The organism is Brucella sp. H1_1004 (genome assembly GCF_047308065.1).
Taxonomy (GTDB): domain Bacteria; phylum Pseudomonadota; class Alphaproteobacteria; order Rhizobiales; family Rhizobiaceae; genus Brucella; species Brucella pseudogrignonensis_B.
Genome location: NZ_JAYKZA010000002.1, coordinates 630,578 through 650,110, shown reverse-complemented (window position 1 = coordinate 650,110; position 19,533 = coordinate 630,578). Strand labels below are relative to the sequence as shown.

The window sequence follows — 19,533 nt, the reverse complement described above, 5'->3', positions numbered from 1 at the left end:
CGGGATCATGCTCAATCCGCTGACGTTTTTAGTGCAGCTGCCGCAGCGATCGGCCCCAAAACTGCAAAAAACAAAGTCAATGCGCAGAGAATAAGAAACGGTGCAAAGAAAGGTGCCACAGCATCTGTCGCGCCATAAGAAGCAGACACGCCGAAAATGAGCACTGGAATGGTTAGCGGCAACACGATCACCGAAACCAGCAAACCGCCGCGTGGAAGAGCGACCGCAAGGGCAGCACCCACTGCGCCGATAAAGGCGATTGCAGGCGTTCCCACCAGAAGTGTGAGCGTGGTTGCGGCCGTTGCCGTCGAGTCCATATTCATGAAGAGTCCCAGCAAGGGCGAAGCTATCACCAGCGGCAAAACGCTCGCTACCCAATGGGCAAAGCATTTCACAAAAACTGTGAAAGCCAGCATGTGCCGGTCTGCGCCGATGAGCAGCAGATCGAGTGAACCATCATCGCGATCAGCCTGAAACAGCCGGTCGAGGCCAAGAAGTGTCGCCAGCAAAGCGCCGATCCACAGCATGGCCGGGCCAATGCGCGATAGCAGATTAAGATCAGGTCCGACGCCAAACGGCATCACCGAAATCACCGCCAGAAAGAACAGGATGCCGATCAGCGCGCCGCCGCCAGCACGGAAACTCAACCGCAAATCTCTCAGAAACAGTGCCAGCATCACGCGACCTCGGGCGAATATTGCGCCATGTCGAGCGTTTTGACACCTTCGAGGCCGAGTGGAATATGTGTTGCTGCAATCACCATGCCGCCGTCACGCATATGGTTTCGCATCAGTTCTGCGAAGCGCGCCTCGGATGCCTTATCAAGGCCAGCAGTCGGCTCATCGACAATCCAGAGCGGACGGTGGCTGATCAACAGTTTTGCGATGGAAACGCGACGCTTTTGACCCGTCGAAAGATAGCCAAACGGCAGATTTTCAACGCCTGGCAAACCGACCGCCTCCAGCGCTTCATCAATATCGAGTGCCGCTGCTCCATTAAACTTTTTCCAGAACAGCAGATTTTCACGCACACTCAAAGCGGGCTTCATTGCATTCTGGTGTCCGAGATAATGGGACGCTGCCTGAACGGGAAGCGTGGTTTGCGCTTCAACGAGCGTGATCTTGCCGTATTCAGGCGCAAGCAATCCGCAGATGATCCGCAGCAGCGTGGATTTTCCCGAACCATTCGGACCCGTAACAATCAGTGCTTCGCCAGATGATAATTCAAAAGAGAGGTTTGCGAAGATCGTCTCGCCACCACGTTCACCCGTCAGATTTTCGGCCCCAAGCCGCATATTCTCTCCTAGGGTCAACCTGACAAAGCCGACCGGGATAACGTAACATTTTGCCGCAAGGGATGACGTTCACGATAATCTGTCTGGAATCGTTATAAGAAACTCCCTATATCAGAGTTACCATGCCAGCGGTCGGTGTGGAAACAAATTTTGGCCGATCTCAAACACTTGGCGCTTGCAAGAGCACAGGTTTCGGGACGGACAGCGGAAATGACTGCACCCGCACCTTGGCGCGTCCTTGAAACGCAAGCTTAGGCGTTCGTCCTGGTTTTCCGGCCAGTAGCATGAGGACGAACTAAAGTGTCTAACATCGATAGTTTCAAAAGCCGCAAAACCCTCACCGTTAACGGTAAGGACTATGTCTATTACAGCTTGACCGAAGCCGAAAAGAACGGTCTCAAGGGCATTTCCAAACTTCCATTTTCCATGAAGGTTCTGCTTGAGAACCTGTTGCGCTTTGAAGATGACCGCTCCGTCAAGAAGTCAGATATCGAAGCTGTTGCAGCATGGCTCACAGATCGCGGTTCCGCTGGTGCTGAAATCGCTTATCGCCCTGCCCGCGTATTGATGCAGGACTTCACCGGCGTTCCAGCCGTTGTCGATCTTGCAGCCATGCGCGACGGGCTCAAGGCGCTTGGCGGCGACCCTGAGAAAATCAATCCGCTCGTTCCTGTCGATCTCGTGATCGATCACTCGGTTATCGTTGATGAATTTGGCAATCCCAATGCATTCAAGGCTAATGTGGATCTCGAATATCAGCGCAATGGCGAACGCTATCGCTTCCTCAAGTGGGGCCAGCAGGCATTCAAGAACTTCCGTGTTGTTCCTCCGGGCACAGGCATCTGCCATCAGGTGAACCTCGAATATCTGGCTCAGGCCGTCTGGACCAAAGAAGAAGACGGCGTGACTCTCGCCTATCCGGATACCTGTGTGGGCACTGATTCGCACACCACCATGGTCAATGGCCTTGGCGTTCTTGGCTGGGGTGTTGGCGGCATTGAAGCGGAAGCCGCAATGCTCGGCCAGCCGGTTTCCATGCTGCTGCCGGAAGTCATCGGCTTCCGCCTGACCGGCAAGGTCAAAGAAGGCGTGACTGCAACCGATCTCGTACTCACCGTTACGCAAATGCTGCGCAAGAAGGGCGTTGTCGGCAAGTTTGTCGAATTCTTCGGCGAAGGCCTCGAAAACATGACGCTGGCTGATCGCGCGACCATTGCAAATATGGGCCCGGAATATGGTGCGACTTGCGGCTTCTTCCCGATCGATAAAGAGACGCTCAACTACATGAACACGACCGGTCGCGAAGAAGACCGCATCGCGCTTGTTGAGGCCTATTCGCGTGCACAGGGCATGTGGCGTGAAGCCGGATCAGAAGATCCAGTGTTCACTGACATTCTTGAACTCGACATGGGTGACGTTGTCCCATCGATGGCTGGTCCGAAGCGTCCTGAAGGCCGCATTGCACTGGAAAACATCGGATCGGGTTTCGCAACCTCGCTTGAAACCGAATACAAAAAGACATCCGGCCAGACCACGCGCTATCCGGTTGAAGGTGAAGACTATGATCTCGGCCATGGCGATGTGGCAATTGCTGCGATTACGTCATGTACCAACACCTCGAACCCGAGTGTGCTGATTGCTGCCGGTCTTCTGGCACGCAATGCTGTTGCCAAGGGTCTGAAGACAAAGCCTTGGGTCAAGACCTCGCTTGCGCCCGGGTCTCAGGTTGTTGCCGCCTATCTTGAATCGGCTGGTCTTCAGAAGGATCTGGATGCGCTTGGTTTCAACCTTGTTGGTTTCGGCTGCACGACCTGTATCGGTAACTCCGGTCCTTTGCCTGCTCCAATCTCCAAGACCATCAATGAAAAAGGTCTGATTGCGGCAGCCGTCCTTTCCGGCAACCGTAACTTTGAAGGCCGTGTTTCGCCTGACGTTCAGGCAAACTATCTGGCTTCGCCGCCGCTGGTTGTTGCCCACGCGCTTGCAGGTACGGTTACAAAAGACCTGACCAAGGAGCCTCTTGGCGAAGACAAGGATGGCAATCCGGTATTCCTGCGTGACATCTGGCCGTCATCGGCTGAGATTCAGGATTTCATTGCCAAGAACGTAACCCGCAAAGTCTTCTCTGAAAAATATGCGGATGTGTTCAAGGGCGACGAAAACTGGCAAGCCGTACAGGTGCCTGCTGGTCAAACCTATGCATGGGATGACAATTCGACCTATGTGCAGAACCCGCCATACTTTGTCGGCATGGGCAAGTCGGCTGGCACGATTGCAGATGTTAAGGGCGCACGGGTGCTCGGTCTTTTCGGCGACAAGATCACGACCGACCACATCTCGCCTGCCGGTTCCATCAAGGCCCAGTCGCCTGCTGGCAAGTATCTGCTTGACCACGGCGTCGGCATTGCCGACTTCAACCAGTACGGCACGCGTCGTGGCAACCATGAAGTGATGATGCGCGGCACCTTCGCCAATATCCGTATTCGCAATCACATGCTGGGCGAAAACGGACGTGAAGGTGGTTACACCATTCACTATCCGTCGAAGGAAGAAACCTCGATCTATGATGCTGCCATGCAGTATAAGGCCGAGGGTGTTCCACTCGTCATCTTTGCAGGTGTCGAATATGGCAATGGGTCGTCGCGTGACTGGGCTGCAAAAGGCACCAATCTGCTTGGTGTGAAGGCCGTGATTGCGCAGTCGTTTGAGCGTATTCACCGCTCCAACCTCGTTGGCATGGGCATTGTGCCATTTGTATTTGAAGAAGGCACAAGCTGGCAGACGCTCGGTCTGAAGGGTGACGAAATCGTCTCTATCGAAGGCCTTGCCGATGTGCGCCCGCGCCAGAAGGTTGAAGCTTCGATCACCTATGCCGATGGCACCGTGAAGAAGGTTCCATTGATCTGCCGTATCGATACGCTGGACGAGCTCGACTATATGAAGAATGGCGGTATTTTGCAGACCGTTCTGCGTGATCTCGCTGCTTAATCAGCGCGTTTATAAAACAAAAAGGCCGCTGGAGAATTCCGGCGGCTTTTCCATTTATAGCCCCGAACGAATCATTTCCCTGATTTTGAGAGCTTTTTCAAAGTGATCGAGCTTATGGGTTTTAATCCACCATTCCGCTGCTTCCATAAGCAGGTCTGGGTCTGAGTTCTTATTGGCAAAGAATGCATAAAAGGAAATGCCGACGGTCTCGCCCTTCTTCGCGATTTTTTCACCGCAAATAGCGATGGCCTTTTCTCTTAAACTCGCCCTCATATTCTCTCAGTCCCGTCGTTGTATAATTGTGCGTGAGCCACACTTATCGCAAGCAAGCTCGAGCGTGGGATAAACGAAACACCCATATGACAAAAACTGCGACAAAACTCACTGCAACGTGACTTCCTATTGATCGTCGCAATTCCTACATAATAGATGTCAGCGTCAATTATAACAGGATGAAACCAAAGTGACCTTCCACTCCCCTTTCAATGGGACATATACATGGCTTTCCGACGAGTGCGCTCCCGGTCTGCGTTGTGTTTGTGCTGCACTGGGGATGGCGTTCACTGGATGCCTGTCAATGAGTGGCGTCGCTAAGGCACAGGACAGCAGCACGCGCACATCGGTGCTTGAGCTTTATACAAGTCAGGGCTGCAAATCCTGCCCGCAGGCCGACAAGAATCTGGCATCCTATGCGGATGATCCAAACGTTCTGGCGCTGTCGTTTCACGTCAATTACTGGGATTATATGGGATGGCGCGATACGCTTGCCTCTCAGGATAATACTGACCGCCAGAATGCCTATCGCAATTCATTCAATGCGAAGATGGTTTATACACCGCAGGCAATCGTCAATGGTGTTGCTGAAATGAACGGCAATGACGCGGAAGCCGTGAAAGCGCATCTCACAGACAACAAGCTCAGTGTGCCCGTTTCAATTACCAAGCTGGATGACGGCCGTCTTTCGATTGAGATTGCAGCCGGTGAAAAGCCGGAAAAGCCTGTGCACATTGTGATGTTTTATCTGCGCGATTCGGTGACAATCCCGATCGACAAAGGCGAAAACGCCGGTCAGTCTGTTACCTATCGCAATAGCGTGACAGACATCAACACAATCGGCATGTGGGATGGTAAAGCGCTGAAAATCGAGCTTCCAGCGTCGGAACTCACCCGGAAGGACGTGAGCGGTTGCGCGGTCCTTTTGCAGGAAAGCAACAGTGAAAAGGCTCTTGGGCCTATTCACGGTGCAGCAATCTTCAAGCAGAAAAATTCGCTGGCTCTTTGAGCCCAAAGCGTGACGTTTCAGCGTATAAAATTACTTTGTGATTTCGGGAAATGTTGCCGCTGTCTGAACAGCTAGCCGTCAGAGGTTGGTTCGGTTCGGGCAGTCCTTTGGGCGGGGGGCTTGGGGTCGGACATACCCGGACCGAACCGTCTCAGGCAACGCGCTAATATATGCCACAGAATCGGGCCGGAATGCGAATTTGACAAGGCCAAAATGTGGCCAGCAATCACCATTGAGAACAGACATTCTCTTTTCGTGATCGGCTAATATACAACTAATTGGGATGTGGTTTGTATAGACCAATCAGAGAGTGAGCGCTAGCCTCCAAACACAACCTTGCAAAGATTTAATAAAAGCATCACCATAGCACTATGAAGCAGGATATTGCCGCTTGCTCATTCCCTTCACGACCCATTCTGCGATGAAAGGAACACAATGGATATTCCAAGCGCTGAGAATGAAGATCAATCATCGCAACTCATTTCTCCTACATCGGCAACGCCAAAAGTAATCCCTCTCGGGCAATCACGTCCGCAATCGCCGACGGTTCGTTTCGACAGGCACGAACTGGGAAAGATCCTCAATATTTATGGCCGGATGGTTGCTACAGGTGCATGGCGCGATTATGCAATCGACCACCTTGCAGACAGAGCGGTTTTCTCCATCTTCCGGCGCACCAGCGAAGTTCCGCTGTTTCGTGTTGAGAAAAACCCAAAGCTTGCGCAGAAACAGGGCGCTTATTCTGTTATTGCTGCGAGCGGGCTGATTATGAAACGCGGACACGAACTTGAACGCGTGCTGCGCGTTTTCGATAAAAGCCTGAAGCTCGTAGGCAATTAAGGAAGGCATCTCAGCCGAAAACCACTTCACATTTTTCTGGATGCTGCTCTTTTTAACGCGCATCTTATCCAAAAACCGCTTCGCACTTTTTGGGATGCTGCTCTTTTTGACGCGCATCTTATCCAAAAACCGCTTCGCACTTTTTGGGATGCGCTTTTATTCAGTCAGCGGCATCGGTCCGGGTTCAACCAAACAGCCACCATTGAGCGGCAACTGCATAAGCACCGTATCGAGCCAACGACCATGCTTGAAGCCCGAACCCTGAATGCGGCCACAATGGACATAGCCAAGGCTCTCATGCAGCTTTACTGAGCCAATATTATGCTCGCCATCACCAACCACTGCCAGCAACTGGCGGAAGCCGAGCGCTGTTGCGCGTTTGATGAGTTCACCAAGCAGAAGCTTGCCGACGCCCTTCCCCTTCGCATCGGGTGCGATATAGATCGAATCCTCCGCAAGCCAGCGATAAGCCGGGCGAGTGCGGAAATAGCTGATATAGGCATAGCCCAGAACCAGCCCGTTTTCTTCGGCAACCAGAATTGGAAAGCCCTGTTCGACAAAGCTCGCGAAACGGCGCGTCATGTCTTCAAGTGTCGGCGGCTCGATATCATAAGAACCTGAGCCGTTCAGCACAGCCTCTGTATAGATTGTCGTGATGGCTTCAATGTCGGTGAATTTGAAATCGCGAATAAGGGGCATGTTGAAAGGACGGGACTCAGTTTGAAATTACCAGCTGTAACATGACTCCAAGTATCCCGTTTGAAAAGCAAAAAGGGCAGCGTTTCCGCTGCCCTTTCTCATCATTCTATTCCGAAGTGATTAGTCACGGTTGCCCATGAACTGAAGCAGGAACATGAACATGTTGATGAAGTCGAGGTACAGACGCAGCGCGCCCATAACAACCTTGCGGCCCTGCGATTCAGCAGAATCACCTTCAAAGTACATTTCCTTGATCGACTGCGTGTCGTAAGCGGTCAAACCTGCGAAGATCAGAACGCCGATCACCGAGATTGCAAACTGCAGCGCGGTGGAGCCGAGGAAAATGTTAACAACAGAAGCGATGATCAGGCCGAATAGACCCATCATCAGGAACGAGCCCATTGCCGACAGATCACGCTTGGTTGTGTAGCCGTAAAGCGAAAGCGCGCCGAAAGAAGCAGCGGTCACGAAGAAGGTGCGAACGATGCTCTGACCAGTGTAAACCAGAAAGATCGACGACAGCGACAGACCGACGAGCGCTGCGTAGCCCCAGAAAACGGCGCTTGCGGTCGAAACCGACAGACGTTCAATACGGAAGCTCAGGAAGAATACGGCTGCGAGCGGCGCGAGCATAACAACCCAGCGCAGCGGCGATGTGTAAAGAGCAGCACCAAGTGCAGTAAGCATCTTGCCGTTTGCCATCTGCGCAACCGCTGCAGACGGATCGGTTGTAACGGCCAGCGATGAAACAGCCAATGCAGCAAGGCCGGTAACAACCAGACCAATTGCCATCATATTGTAGACGCCGAGCATATAGCTGCGGAGGCCCTGATCGATGTCGGCACCAACCCGAGCGCCACCTACCGGCCTCTGCTGTGCCTGAATATTGCGAAAGTCAGCCATGACTTAAATCCTTTTGCGTTGTCCCGTCCGGTGTCGAGGTCAGGCTCATTTCGAGCCGCTCCCAGGCGCCGCTGGCGGGACCCCAGCATGCCTGCGTTTTATTATGGGGATTTTAAACCTCTCACACAAGTACTACTTGAAAAAAATCGTGATAATGCTGGTTGAAATACGGATCGCATTATCCATGCGATCCAAAGGCTTAAGCGATTTTAAGCTTCCACATTACAAATGCTTCATAAGGTCCGAAGCACATTTGCAGGCTTCTGACCCAGCACACGCCATGTACCTGCCAGACCAAAACCGACAGTCAGCACCAGAGCGACACTAACCGTCATCAGTGCAACATCTGGCAGGAACTGTGCTTTGAGCTTCATCACTTCCACCACCACATACCAACCGGCGACACCGCCCGCGACCAGCGCAAAGACCGCCGTTGCAAGACCCAGCAGCATATATTCGATGATATAGGCGCTGATCAGCGTGCCACGCGTGGCGCCCAGCGTTTTCAAGACCACTGCGTCGTGAACACGGGCGCGGTTACCCGCAGCCAGAGCACCGCCCAGCACCAACACTGAAGCTGCAAGCGCAATCGAAGCTGCCGCGCGTATTGCCGTTGCAAGCTGGCTGATCAGATCATTCGCCACATCAAGCGCATCCGTCACACTCACAGTGGTAATGGCTGGCCATGTTTTTGTAACCTGCCGCAAAACATCGGGAGCCAAATTCTTCTGACCATCAGGAATAGTCAGCGTGGCAAGCCATGTGGCAGGCGCACCGGCAAACGTGTTGGGCGAGAACACCATGACGAAATTCATCGCCAATGTTTCCCATTGCAACTGCCGGAAGCTTGCAATCTTGGCATTGATATTACGGCCAAGCACATTGACAGTAACCGTATCGCCAAGCTTCAGCCCAAGCTCTTTGCCTTCACGCTCTGCGAAAGAAACAAGCGGCTCGCCGGAGTAATTTTCCGGCCACCATTCGCCCTCGGTCAGCGTCGAGTTTTCAGGAACTTTGTCGGCAAAGGTAATGCCACGATCACCGCGCAGCACCCATGCAGCCTCCGGCGGAATGGTCATGTCACGAACATTGGTGCCGTTAAAAGCAACGATACGACCGCGCAGCATCGGGCCGGAGGTAAGTTTGCCATCCGGCACAATGCCGCTCACAAGCTTGGTGAAATCGTCAATGTCGTTGTTCTGAATATCGACAAAGAAGAAGTCCGGCGCTTGTGCAGGGATATTCTCCGTCACCTGACGACGCAGATTACCGTCGATCAGCGCAATCGCCACCATCAGCGTGAGGCCGAGACCAAGCGAAAGCACAACAGAAGGGGTTAGTGCGCCGGGGCGATAGATATTGCCAATCGCCAGACGAAAGGCGGTTGAGCGTGTACGCGGCGCACGACGCGCCAGCCAGCGGATCCCATCCGCGACCAGCCGCAAAACACCAAAGGCAGCAATGGATGAGACGATGAAGATCGCAGCGATTCGTCGATCATAAGCGACGTAAAGCGCGAGCCCTGCAAGAGCAGCAATCAGCAGAACCGCAAGCGCCAGATAGAAAAATGGCGGCAATCCGCGTTGCTCAAACCCCTGTTCGCGGAACAGTGCAGTCGCTGGAATGTTTCGCGCCCGGCCAAGCGGGATAATGGCAAAGGCAAGCGTTGTGATCAGCCCAAAGACCGCCGCCAGAGCAAGCGCTTGCGGGAAGAAACCACCGCCACCCGCAACGGGCAAATAATTGGCAAGCGCCCAAGCGGCGGCATACGGAATGATCGCGGCAAGCACCAGACCAAGCAGGATGCCAATCAAACCGATGACCATGATCTGCACCAGATAGACCAGCACAGCAAAACGCGCCGGTGCGCCGAGCGATTTAAACGTCGCAATCACGCCACGCTTGCCATCAAGATAGGCACGCACGGCATTCGCGACACCAACGCCGCCGACGATTAAGGCGGTCAGGCCGACCAGCGTGAGAAACTGCGAAAAACGTTCAATATTGGCAGTCAATGCCGGTGCTGCATTGTTGCGGGAACGGATATTCCAACCCGCATCGGGGAAATCTTTCGTTGCGCGTTCGCGTAATTGCGCGATTGCGGAATCAGGGGCGCCATCCGGTAGCGCAACCTTATAGATATGATCGACAAGGCTTCCGGGCTGAATCAGGCCGGATGCACGAAGACCATCTATTGAGACCAGAAAACGCGGTGCAAAATTAAAGCCCGACGACAGGAGGTCAGGTTCGCTTTCAATCAGCGCACGCAGCTCAAATGTTTCCGAGCCAAGCAGAACCTTGGCTCCGAGCTTCACACCCATACGATTGAGGAAATCCTGACTGACAGCGGCACCGTAGGCTCCGTCCTGCTGTTTCGTCATGTCATCAAGCGAAAGCTCAGGTACTACTTTCAACGTGCCATAAAGCGGATAGACAGCATCAACCGCCTTCACTTCGACCAGCGACTGATCCGACCCATCCGGCAGACGCGCCATGGAGCGCATGGTAGCACTTTCGGCGACCTTGCCTTGGCTGTCGATGAAAGCGCGCTCCTCAGCGCTTGCTTCGCGCTGGTTAAGCGCAAAGCTCACGTCGCCACCAAGAATGCTCTGTCCCTCGGCTGCAATGCCAGTGCTGACGGAGCGTGCAACAGAATTGACGCCACCAATCGCTGCAACACCAAGGGCAATACAGGCCAGAAAGACATAGAAGCCGGAAAGCCCGCCGCGCATTTCACGCAGCGCAAAGCGCAGAGCGAGCGAGAAGGAAGCAAGCCTGCTCATCGGCCTGCCACCGCTGTTTCAAGGACCGGCTCTTGTTGCGAAGGCCCTTCAATACGGCCTGAACGCACCGGAATTTCCTGATCGCAACGGGCAGCAAGCGAGGGATCATGCGTGACAAGAACCATGGTCAGGCCATTCTCACGCTGCTTGGAAAACAAAAGATCAGCAATTTGGCGACCAGTTGCCGTATCGAGATTACCGGTCGGTTCATCGGCAATCAGGATTTTAGGGCTTGGCGCAAGTGCACGGGCAATCGCCACGCGCTGCTGCTCACCACCCGAGAGCTCCGATGGATAATGCGTAAGACGCTCACCAAGGCCCACAGCACGCAATTCGCGTTCGGCCACATCAAAAGCATCCTTGCGCCCGGCCAATTCCAGAGGGACGGCGACATTTTCCAGTGCCGTCATATTCGGAATAAGATGGAAGGACTGGAAGACAATCCCGATATTGGCGCCGCGAAATGCAGCTGCCTGATCCTCGGTCATTTGGCTTATGATTTCGCCCGCGATTTTCACCATGCCCTGATCAATATGCTCAAGACCGGCCAGCACCATCAACAGTGTGGACTTGCCCGAGCCTGACGGACCAACGATGCCGACAGACTTCCCTTGGACAATTGATAGCGAGACGCCTTTGAGTACATGCACGGATGATGCCGCATGTCCCAGAGTCAGATGAACATTCTCTAGCTCGATGATCGGGCCATGATTTAGCGAAGTCACCTGTTCCGTCACGCGTTTTTCTTCCTATATGAATATTAAGAGCCAAAGCGCGTCACAAAAATGATCTTGTTTTGCGCAAGAAGGAATCATGTAGGTGGATCCACCACCAATTAGCTAGATATGGGTTGCTAACGATGCGTTTCAAACACTCGATCATGGTTTGGTTATCGATTTTTGTCGTAGCTGCGTCTTTTATCGCTACCGCTGCGCGTGCGCAGGAAGAGCCAACTGGTCTTGAAGACGCATTGCCAACCGAACAGCTGGCACCCATCAAAATTGTTGGATTTGGCGACAGTCTCATGGCGGGCTATCTTCTGCCTTCAAATGCCGCTTTCCCGCAGCAACTCGAAAAAGCGCTCGATGACAAAGGATATGAGGTGAGCATTGAGAATGCTGGCGTGTCAGGCGACACCACGACCGGCGGTCTGGCGCGCATCGACTGGTCTATTCCCGATGGTACAGATCTCGTTATTCTGGAACTCGGAGCCAATGACGCGCTGCGTGGGATTGCACCCGACATTACCGAGAAGAACCTTGATGAAATGCTCTCGCGTCTCAAAACACGCGGCATATCTGTGATTCTCGCTGGCATGATCGCCCCGCCCAATATGGGCAAAGATTATGCCGACAAGTTCAACCCGATCTATCCGAAGCTTGCGCAAAAATATGGCGTGCCACTGTATCCATTTTTCCTTGATGGAGTTGCTGCACAAAAGCAGTTGCAGCTCGAAGACGGCATGCACCCGAATGAAAAGGGCGTGGAAATCATGGTCAGCAATTTCATGCCAACAATCGAGAAAGTCCTCAAAGCGGAACAAAAGACGGGGACATCGGGCGGCTGACACAATCGTCAAGCATAAACAGCTTGCCCAAGAGGGCGAAGAATGATTCGCTGAGAAATACATTGATGAGGAAAAAGAGATTCGTTTTTTTTGCTGATCGATGCACAGGCACTCTAACTCAGAGCGTCCTCCCGTGGCTCAAGCCACACGACGCTCTGGCTCAGAACCGTTCGAGGAGGATGCTCAATGCCGCGTCTCTTTACTGCCCTCGAAATCCCGCGCGACGCAGCGCTTTCGCTTTCGTTATTACGAGGCGGCCTCCCAGGCGCACGCTGGATTGATGTCGAAAACTACCACATAACTCTGCGTTTTATTGGAGATGTGGAAGGCCATGTGGCCGACGAAGTTGCCAATGCACTGGATCGTGTACGACGTCCCGAATTCATGCTCAATCTGTCCGGAGTCGATGCTTTTGGTTCAAAAAAACCGCACAGCATCTATGCGGCTGTCTCCCCCTCGCCTGAACTCAACGCATTGCAAGGGGAAATTGAGCGTATTTGCCAGCGGCTTCGAATTCCCGCCGATCCACGCAAATTCACACCCCATGTGACTTTGGCACGGTTAAAAAATCCACGCATTGAGGATGTCGTGCAATATCTCTCGTCCCGCGGCAATTTCTCGACAATGCCGTTTAAGGTGGGTCGCTTCGTACTGATGTCATCGCGCGATTCTGTGGGGGGCGGTCCTTACATTGTCGAAGAAGCCTGGCCTTTGGTGCCTGCATCACGCCAGAACTGGTCGGCCAACGCCTTTGAAGAGGCAAGCACCATCCGGTAAACCTGCTCGAAATCCCCGATATTTCCATAATAAGGATCGGGGATTTCCACCGCTTTGCCCTCTGCTATTTCGGTGAAAAGTCCGATACGCGCGGTTGTGTTCGCAGGCTGACGCTGCGCAATCATGCGCATATTGTAACGATCCATCCCAAGAATGAGATCAAAGCCGGTGAAATCACTTGCAGTCAACTGGCGGCAAGATTGTTCAGAAATATCAAGGCCATGCTTTGCAGCAACCCGGATGGAGCGTTCGTCTGGTTCTTCGCCGGTGTGGTAGCCGTTCGTGCCTGCCGAATCGATCAGCACATGATCAATGCGCCGCTCAGCCAGAACATGCGCCATCACGCCTTCTGCAAGCGGAGAACGGCAGATATTGCCTGCACAGACGAACAGAATACTGGTTGGGGCTGATTGGGTCACGGAACTCTCGCGGCTATGATAAGTTATAAACAGAACCGCAACATAGGCGAAATATGATGGCACGCAACAGGCTGACAGAAGAAGAACTGAAACAAGCTCTCAGCGAGCTTGAAGGCTGGCACAAGCTTGATGACAGAGATGCAATCAGCAAGAGTTTCAAGTTCAAAGACTTCAATGCCGCTTTTGGATTTATGACGCGTGCAGCGCTTTATGCCGAAAAACTCGACCATCACCCGGAATGGTTCAATGTTTATAATCGTGTTGATGTGACACTCTCAACGCATAGCGAGAACGGCATTACGGAATTGGACATCCGATTCGCATATTTTCTTAACATGCGCTGAACATATCAGCCTCATAAGGGCTCAAACATCGGATATAAAAACACGTATTTTTCTGCAATCATAATCAAACGTTCCATCCTGATTTCTCACTCTCAAAACTGATTTCAGATCTACCGGGTGCATCCAAGATGCCCCCAGATCGAGACCGTTGATTGCTCTTATCTCGGTCCCACCTACCGCTATCCCCGAGTGAAAAATGGTGCCGCCCAATTCATTATAAAACCCAACGGCCTTTCCACCTGGAAGCGATCTTTCCCCGTCCCACTCTTGACCATTTTTAAAGTTGAACTCGTCTATCCAATCTTTTGACAAGTTAGTTTTCAGTTTATGATCGGAAAACTTAGATCCGAGTAAATGCCTCGTGTAAGCCGTAGCGTCATGACAAACACCCCGTGAAACGAAATCAAAAATGTCCTGATGCCCGTCCAACAATCTATGGCCATAAAAAATGCTTTCTTCCGGTGTTTTTAAATGATTATTTTTTTAAATGAGAAGATTGATTTTTTACTCCCACCCAAATCCTCTAAATTAGAAATCGCGACAGCTTTATTGTAGTCTATACTGTTTAATTTTTGAAATTTTTCATTCTTATTAAAATTTACCTTCATGGAATCTAGATATTCAGAAAGAGGAAGATCTGCTGCATATTCACCCAAGAGCGTTAAAAACAATACCAATTCTCCAACAAGTAAAAATATCTTTAAACCTTTGAAATATAAACGAAAATAGTCTTCTTTTGAAAATTGAAGCTGCCATCACGGTTTCTCGCGATGTATGGCAGTGCTTTGGTGAGATCGACGCGATCACTCCACTGTTGTCCGAGTGCGCCGCCATTTATACTGCGAATAAAAACATCACCCACCGAAACGGCCGAATGGAAAATGTGGCCAGCTCTTACATCGTAAAAGCCGATGGCGCGCCCATAGGGCAGCGATGAATAGCCATTCCACAATTCGCCAGCCCGGAAATTTAACAACGGTATCCAGTTCTGTCCTGATGTGCCGCGTAAAGTGTGCTCGGAAATGCTGGCTCCAAGCAGGAAGCGCATATAGGCCGTGATGTCATAACAAATGCCGTCTTTCACATCGATATCGACCTGATCGCCAATATCCTGTGCTGCTGCAAGTTGATGGCCGCGATAGAACTGGCTCGACCGGTCACTGCGCACAAAGTTTTCGCCATAACCAGTTAAATGCATTGAATAGCTCCACTCCATCAGATCGTGTTCGGCCCCAAAAGGGCAAATACATAATCCGGTGATTTGGGAGGCGTGGTAAAGCTGATGGTTTTGGCAGTGGCTACCGCTGCCTCATCGGGCAGAAAACTTGAAAATGACGCGAAATAATCCCATCTTCTTGTGGTGACAGCCCTCTCTCTGGCTGACAGGAGTACTGACTATGGATCGCACCAAGATTGATGATATCCTAGCCCCCGGAAGTGAGCGCGACCACGAAAAGCGTAGCGAACGTGTGAAAAAGGGGTTCTGGAAGACTGCACGTCGTGCTGGTCGGATGGTGCCTTTCATGGACGAAGTTGTTGCGGCTTATTATTGCGCGCTGGATGAAAAGACCCCGACTCGGGTTCGCATGACGCTGATGGCAGCACTTGCCTATTTCGTGCTGCCGTTTGACATTATTCCCGACATGCTGGTGGGGATTGGTTTTACCGACGATGTTGCCGTTCTGATGGCAGCACTGACTGCTGTACGCACACACATAACGCCTGCGCACAGAATTGCAGCCCGCGATGCAATGCGTGACGACGGCGAAGCCGCTTAGTCTGTTTCACAAATTTGTGACGGTAGAATACATCGCTCATCGGGAATTGACGCGATATGACAAACTCTTGCCGCTTTCTTTTCATTGAACTTGGCAACGGGATCGTGGTGGTTAAGGCCCAGAACCTGTTAATTTGACGGAAATGGTGTGAGGCCATCCGTTTGGATACGAGGAGAAGAAGCGAAGGAAATGTGGTTCATTTTCGAGCTTCTTTGACAAAGTAGCCGGGCGGATGGGTCACATCCTCCGGACACCGAAATGACTGGCGATCTGCTATGTCGAGCCGCTTGACCGGGGGAAACACCCCGCTCTTCACGTCTCTCCTCGCAGCTCTTGTCATTTCAGGTGCCATGTCCGTCAAATTAACAGGTTTTGGGCCTCGGCCCACTCGTTCAAGTTTTCTTTCAAAACTTCACCGTTTGGTAACCCTGATTAAGGCACATTAAGGGTCATCAAACGGGGCGGCGTGTTGAACGGCGACATCCCGATATTCGACTTTGAAGCAAACGAAAGAGAACCGGTAAAAAATCATGCTTGGAAAATCGATCGTCGCGGCTTCGGTGTTCACGATTGCAATGGCAGGCTCAGCACTCGCCCAGACACCGACCCAGATTAAGCAGTTCGACGCTTGGGGCGCATACAGCTACCAGTCTGCCAATGGCAAGGTTTGCTATGTCCTGTCCGTTCCGACGCAGAAAGCACCCGCCAATGTTGATCATGGCGATAACTTTTTCCTCGTGAGCAAGAAGCCGGGCCAAAACGTCAACCTCGAGCCACAATTCATGGCTGGCTATGAGTTGAACACCAATGCAAATGCCAAGGTTACTGTGACCGTGGGCAATCGCAATTTCACGATGTTCGTGAATGGCAAGTCCGGTTGGATGGAAAATGCAGCAGAAGAGCCGCAGCTGATCGCAGCGATGCGTGGCGGCGCGGAGATGAAAGTACAGGCACAGTCCAAACGCGGCACGAAGACAAATTACACCTATTCGCTCAAAGGCATCTCGGCAGCACTCGCAGCCATTCAGAATTGCAAATAAGCCAATCGGTCACTTTTTACTTTTACGCACATCCCGAAAGCCGGTTCCCACTTTTCGGGGTGTGCTTTAAACTCTTTAGCCGGGGCTTTGCTCCGGCTTTTCTTTTGAGGTCGTATCCTCACTTATGCATGTTTGCGGCGACAGACTGCGGGATGACGGATGCAATATTGTGTGCTATGAGCGCGCGCAACAGGCTCGCATTTCAGATGAACGAGCCCATATATCCATGCAACAGATCGTGTTTACCGGCGCGTTTTATGCGGCGTCCTCAACAGTTGAAAACATATGTCCATTTCGTTCGACCTGACCATTGATGATACGCGTGACCAGCTTGCCCGCCATGTGCGCGCAAATATGGAGCAAAAGCCGTCGCTCATCGGCATGTCGCGTGAGGAAATGGCTGATGAGCTGATCAAGATTGGCGTCTTGCCAAAGCAGGTCAAGATGCGCATTGCGCAGCTCTGGCACTGGCTTTATGTGCGCGGCGTTTCCGACTTTGCCGACATGCGCAACATTTCCAAGGATTTGCGCGCTCTGTTGGCGCAGCATTTCACCATTGCACGCCCGGAAGTGGTTGAAGAGCAGATTTCGCAGGATGGAACACGCAAGTGGCTGTTCCGCTTTCCACCACGCGGTGCTGGACGCCCCGTCGAGATCGAATGTGTCTATATTCCTGAAGAAGGCCGCGGCACACTCTGCATTTCCTCACAGGTGGGCTGCACGCTGACCTGCTCGTTCTGCCATACGGGCACACAGAAGCTGGTGCGCAATCTGTCATCGGAAGAAATTCTGGCGCAGCTGCTGACTGCGCGTGATCGGCTGGGCGATTTCCCGGAAACCGACACACCGGACGGTGCTATCGTGCCTGCTGAAGGCCGCAAGGTTACAAACATCGTGATGATGGGCATGGGTGAGCCGCTTTATAACTTCGAAGAAGTGAAGAAGGCTCTCCTGATTGCATCCGATGGCGACGGGCTGGCGCTTTCCAAGCGTCGGATTACGCTTTCTACCTCTGGCGTTGTGCCTGAAATCTATCGCACCGGCGAAGAAATCGGCGTTATGCTGGCAATCTCGCTGCATGCAGTGCGTGATGAATTGCGCGACCTTCTGGTGCCGATCAACAAGAAATACCCGCTGGAACAGCTGCTCAAAGCTTGCCGCGAATATCCGGGCCTGTCGAACGCCAAGCGCATCACCTTTGAATATGTGATGCTCAAAGACATCAATGACAGTATGGAAGATGCCAAGCTCCTTGTGAAGCTTCTGAAGGGCATTCCGGCCAAGATCAACCTGATCCCATTCAACCCATGGCCCGGCACCAACTACCAGTGCTCGGATTGGGAGCATATTGAACGCTTTGCCGATTATGTGAATGCTGCAGGCTATGCTTCACCAATACGCACACCGCGCGGTCGCGATATTCTGGCCGCATGCGGTCAGCTGAAGTCGGAATCAGAGCGTATGCGCAAGACCGAGCGTCTGGCACTCGAAGCCATGATGATCGCCGGGCATGGAGAATAACTAACGGAGATGAAGCACGGGTGACCGATACATTCGATTACATCATGCGTTTTGCCGTTATTGTGTTCGGCTATTGCATCGCCATTCTGGCCGCTGGATTTTTTCTGGCGGCTATTCTGTATAGCCAGGTTGACGTCCTCGGTTATGCACTGTCGGACCCATTTTTTGAGGATGTGTTCACTGAAATTCGTAATGGCTGGGATATGACTGGCTTTTACGCTGCGGTGCTTGTGGGCGGGCCGGTGCTTGCTGTTATGGCGGGCGGTTTCAGCTTTTTCCCGGCACTGGCGTTGATTGTGGTCAGCGAAGTTCGTGGCTGGAAATCATCGCTGCCATATTGCATCGGTGGTTTGGTTATCGGACTGATTGCTATAGGAGCGGGATCAATTTTCACCGTCAATGACCAGCCGATCGACGCTGGCATCATTCTTTTGACGGGCGCTTTTGCCTGTTCAGGAATCGTGGGCGGGTTTGTTTATTGGCTGATTGCCGGGCGCAATGCCGGGCGTTTTTTAGCCCGCCCGGCTCAATGATTTCACTTTGCCTGCGCGGTTAGTATTTTCAGCGCAAAGGCTGAGAACACGCCTGCAAAAAGCCAATCCACAATCCGTGTGACCGTTGGGTTCTTCTTGAGAAGACCGGCAAACTTATCCGCTGCAACCACCATAGGAATGGTGAAAGGCAGTGCCAGTGGAATGAAGGACAGGCCGAGGAAGAACAGTTTTCCCATCGCATGCGGATCACTGGCGGAGACAAACTGCGGCAGGAAGGTCATGTTGAACAAGATGATCTTCGGATTGAGCAGATTAATGCCAAGCCCTGTAGCCCAGTTCTGAACCAGCGTATGCTTCTTCCCGCCATTCTTTTCCGGCGAAAAGGCTGAGCCTTTGCGGATTGCCTGCACGGCAAGCCAGACAAGATAGACAGCGCCCACCACTTTCAAGACCGTAAAAGCTGCCGGAGACGCAAGGATCAGCGCGGACAGGCCGAGCGCCACCATGCTTGTATGGATGACGATGCCCGTGCTGGCCCCTGCCATGCAGGCAAAACCAGCGGCCTTGCCTTCAGACAAAGCACGACCAACGAACAGTGTCATGTCTGGGCCCGGTGTGATGGATAAAATGGCAGTGGCAATCACGAATTGAACGAAAATGGTCCATTCAGGAATGAAAGTCAGGTTTGTCAGAAAAGACATCGAAAGAGACTCCAGAAATTCGCGGCAAGCTAACGCGAATTCAGATAAGCCGCCATAGGATTTTTGATAAGAGATAGCCATCCGGGTTGCACGCGGCTTCGCA

General features: G+C 52.4%; 22 protein-coding genes. 10 read left to right on the top strand and 12 right to left on the bottom strand.

The features are described from left to right. Nucleotides 1-11: 11 nt before the first annotated feature. The gene (ccmB, locus tag U2P60_RS10370; protein ID WP_413572505.1) at nt 12-677 is read right to left on the bottom strand and encodes a heme exporter protein CcmB; all 666 of its coding nucleotides are present in this window, start codon (nt 675-677) and stop codon (nt 12-14) included. Beyond that, complete coding sequence (gene ccmA, locus U2P60_RS10365) at nt 677-1,294, bottom strand: heme ABC exporter ATP-binding protein CcmA (protein ID WP_413572504.1); 618 nt, start codon at nt 1,292-1,294, stop codon at nt 677-679. Before ccmA ends, ccmB begins: the two co-directional genes overlap by 1 nt. 300 nt (nt 1,295-1,594) lie before the next feature. Here ccmA and acnA point away from each other — a divergent pair, with 300 nt between their 5' ends. After that, entirely contained in the window at nt 1,595-4,282 is a 2,688-nt protein-coding gene (gene acnA, locus U2P60_RS10360) for an aconitate hydratase AcnA (protein WP_313827738.1), read from the top strand. Between the two features lie 54 nt (nt 4,283-4,336). On the opposite strand, the gene U2P60_RS10355 is transcribed toward acnA, so the two are convergent. Further along, nucleotides 4,337-4,555, bottom strand: coding sequence for a DUF6500 family protein (locus U2P60_RS10355; protein WP_413572502.1), 219 nt, complete (start codon nt 4,553-4,555; stop codon nt 4,337-4,339). A 274-nt stretch (nt 4,556-4,829) separates the two neighbouring features. On the opposite strand from U2P60_RS10355, the gene U2P60_RS10350 reads away from it, so the two are divergent. After that, nucleotides 4,830-5,564, top strand: coding sequence for a DUF1223 domain-containing protein (locus U2P60_RS10350; protein ID WP_413573754.1), 735 nt, complete (start codon nt 4,830-4,832; stop codon nt 5,562-5,564). Between the two features lie 435 nt (nt 5,565-5,999). Beyond that, nucleotides 6,000-6,404, top strand: a complete 405-nt coding sequence (locus tag U2P60_RS10345) for a DUF2794 domain-containing protein (RefSeq protein ID WP_413572499.1) — start codon at nt 6,000-6,002, stop codon at nt 6,402-6,404. A gap of 156 nt (nt 6,405-6,560) precedes the next feature. Here U2P60_RS10345 and U2P60_RS10340 read toward each other — a convergent pair whose 3' ends face one another. From U2P60_RS10340 to U2P60_RS10325, 4 genes are all read right to left on the bottom strand, one after another. Further along, complete coding sequence (locus U2P60_RS10340) at nt 6,561-7,103, bottom strand: N-acetyltransferase family protein (RefSeq protein WP_313827735.1); 543 nt, start codon at nt 7,101-7,103, stop codon at nt 6,561-6,563. A gap of 120 nt (nt 7,104-7,223) precedes the next feature. Then, nucleotides 7,224-8,006 (bottom strand): Bax inhibitor-1/YccA family protein, encoded by a 783-nt coding sequence (locus U2P60_RS10335; protein WP_413572497.1) that lies wholly within the window; start codon nt 8,004-8,006, stop codon nt 7,224-7,226. A gap of 233 nt (nt 8,007-8,239) precedes the next feature. Beyond that, nucleotides 8,240-10,789 (bottom strand): ABC transporter permease, encoded by a 2,550-nt coding sequence (locus tag U2P60_RS10330; RefSeq protein WP_413572496.1) that lies wholly within the window; start codon nt 10,787-10,789, stop codon nt 8,240-8,242. After that, on the bottom strand, nt 10,786-11,514 hold the full coding sequence (locus U2P60_RS10325; RefSeq protein ID WP_413573752.1) for an ABC transporter ATP-binding protein: 729 nt from the start codon (nt 11,512-11,514) through the stop codon (nt 10,786-10,788). Before U2P60_RS10325 ends, U2P60_RS10330 begins: the two co-directional genes overlap by 4 nt. Before the next feature lie 134 nt (nt 11,515-11,648). Between U2P60_RS10325 and U2P60_RS10320 the strand changes: the two genes are divergently transcribed. Both U2P60_RS10320 and thpR read left to right on the top strand, forming a co-directional pair. Beyond that, entirely contained in the window at nt 11,649-12,356 is a 708-nt protein-coding gene (locus tag U2P60_RS10320; protein ID WP_413572494.1) for an arylesterase, read from the top strand. Between the two features lie 186 nt (nt 12,357-12,542). Continuing rightward, entirely contained in the window at nt 12,543-13,133 is a 591-nt protein-coding gene (gene thpR, locus U2P60_RS10315) for an RNA 2',3'-cyclic phosphodiesterase (RefSeq protein ID WP_313827730.1), read from the top strand. On the opposite strand, the gene U2P60_RS10310 is transcribed toward thpR, so the two are convergent. After that, nucleotides 13,043-13,552, bottom strand: a complete 510-nt coding sequence (locus U2P60_RS10310) for a low molecular weight protein-tyrosine-phosphatase (RefSeq protein ID WP_413572493.1) — start codon at nt 13,550-13,552, stop codon at nt 13,043-13,045. The genes thpR and U2P60_RS10310 overlap by 91 nt on opposite strands. A 56-nt stretch (nt 13,553-13,608) precedes the next feature. Between U2P60_RS10310 and U2P60_RS10305 the strand changes: the two genes are divergently transcribed. Continuing rightward, nucleotides 13,609-13,896, top strand: a complete 288-nt coding sequence (locus U2P60_RS10305; RefSeq protein WP_413572491.1) for a 4a-hydroxytetrahydrobiopterin dehydratase — start codon at nt 13,609-13,611, stop codon at nt 13,894-13,896. Nucleotides 13,897-13,917: 21 nt separating this feature from the next. Here the strand turns inward: U2P60_RS10305 and U2P60_RS10300 are convergent, their stop codons facing one another. The 3 genes from U2P60_RS10300 to U2P60_RS10290 all read right to left on the bottom strand — a co-directional run bounded on the left by U2P60_RS10300 (nt 13,918) and on the right by U2P60_RS10290 (nt 15,094). Beyond that, nucleotides 13,918-14,208 (bottom strand): hypothetical protein, encoded by a 291-nt coding sequence (locus tag U2P60_RS10300; RefSeq protein WP_413572490.1) that lies wholly within the window; start codon nt 14,206-14,208, stop codon nt 13,918-13,920. Nucleotides 14,209-14,363: 155 nt separating this feature from the next. Next, nucleotides 14,364-14,567 carry a hypothetical protein gene (locus U2P60_RS10295; RefSeq protein WP_413572489.1) on the bottom strand — a complete coding sequence of 68 codons (204 nt, stop codon included), beginning with the start codon at nt 14,565-14,567 and terminating at the stop codon, nt 14,364-14,366. 29 nt (nt 14,568-14,596) lie between these two features. Further along, entirely contained in the window at nt 14,597-15,094 is a 498-nt protein-coding gene (locus U2P60_RS10290; RefSeq protein WP_413572488.1) for a hypothetical protein, read from the bottom strand. Nucleotides 15,095-15,293: 199 nt separating this feature from the next. On the opposite strand from U2P60_RS10290, the gene U2P60_RS10285 reads away from it, so the two are divergent. The 4 genes from U2P60_RS10285 (at nt 15,294) to U2P60_RS10270 (ending at nt 18,768) form a co-directional block, all read left to right on the top strand. Beyond that, nucleotides 15,294-15,674, top strand: coding sequence for a YkvA family protein (locus tag U2P60_RS10285; protein ID WP_313827726.1), 381 nt, complete (start codon nt 15,294-15,296; stop codon nt 15,672-15,674). Between the two features lie 530 nt (nt 15,675-16,204). Next, nucleotides 16,205-16,714, top strand: a complete 510-nt coding sequence (locus U2P60_RS10280) for an invasion associated locus B family protein (RefSeq protein ID WP_313827725.1) — start codon at nt 16,205-16,207, stop codon at nt 16,712-16,714. A gap of 285 nt (nt 16,715-16,999) precedes the next feature. After that, complete coding sequence (rlmN, locus tag U2P60_RS10275; protein WP_413572485.1) at nt 17,000-18,235, top strand: 23S rRNA (adenine(2503)-C(2))-methyltransferase RlmN; 1,236 nt, start codon at nt 17,000-17,002, stop codon at nt 18,233-18,235. 20 nt (nt 18,236-18,255) lie between these two features. Beyond that, nucleotides 18,256-18,768, top strand: a complete 513-nt coding sequence (locus U2P60_RS10270; protein WP_413572484.1) for a hypothetical protein — start codon at nt 18,256-18,258, stop codon at nt 18,766-18,768. Between the two features lie 2 nt (nt 18,769-18,770). Here the strand turns inward: U2P60_RS10270 and U2P60_RS10265 are convergent, their stop codons facing one another. Beyond that, nucleotides 18,771-19,430, bottom strand: coding sequence for a LysE family translocator (locus U2P60_RS10265; RefSeq protein WP_313827722.1), 660 nt, complete (start codon nt 19,428-19,430; stop codon nt 18,771-18,773). Between the last annotated feature and the right edge of the window lie 103 nt (nt 19,431-19,533).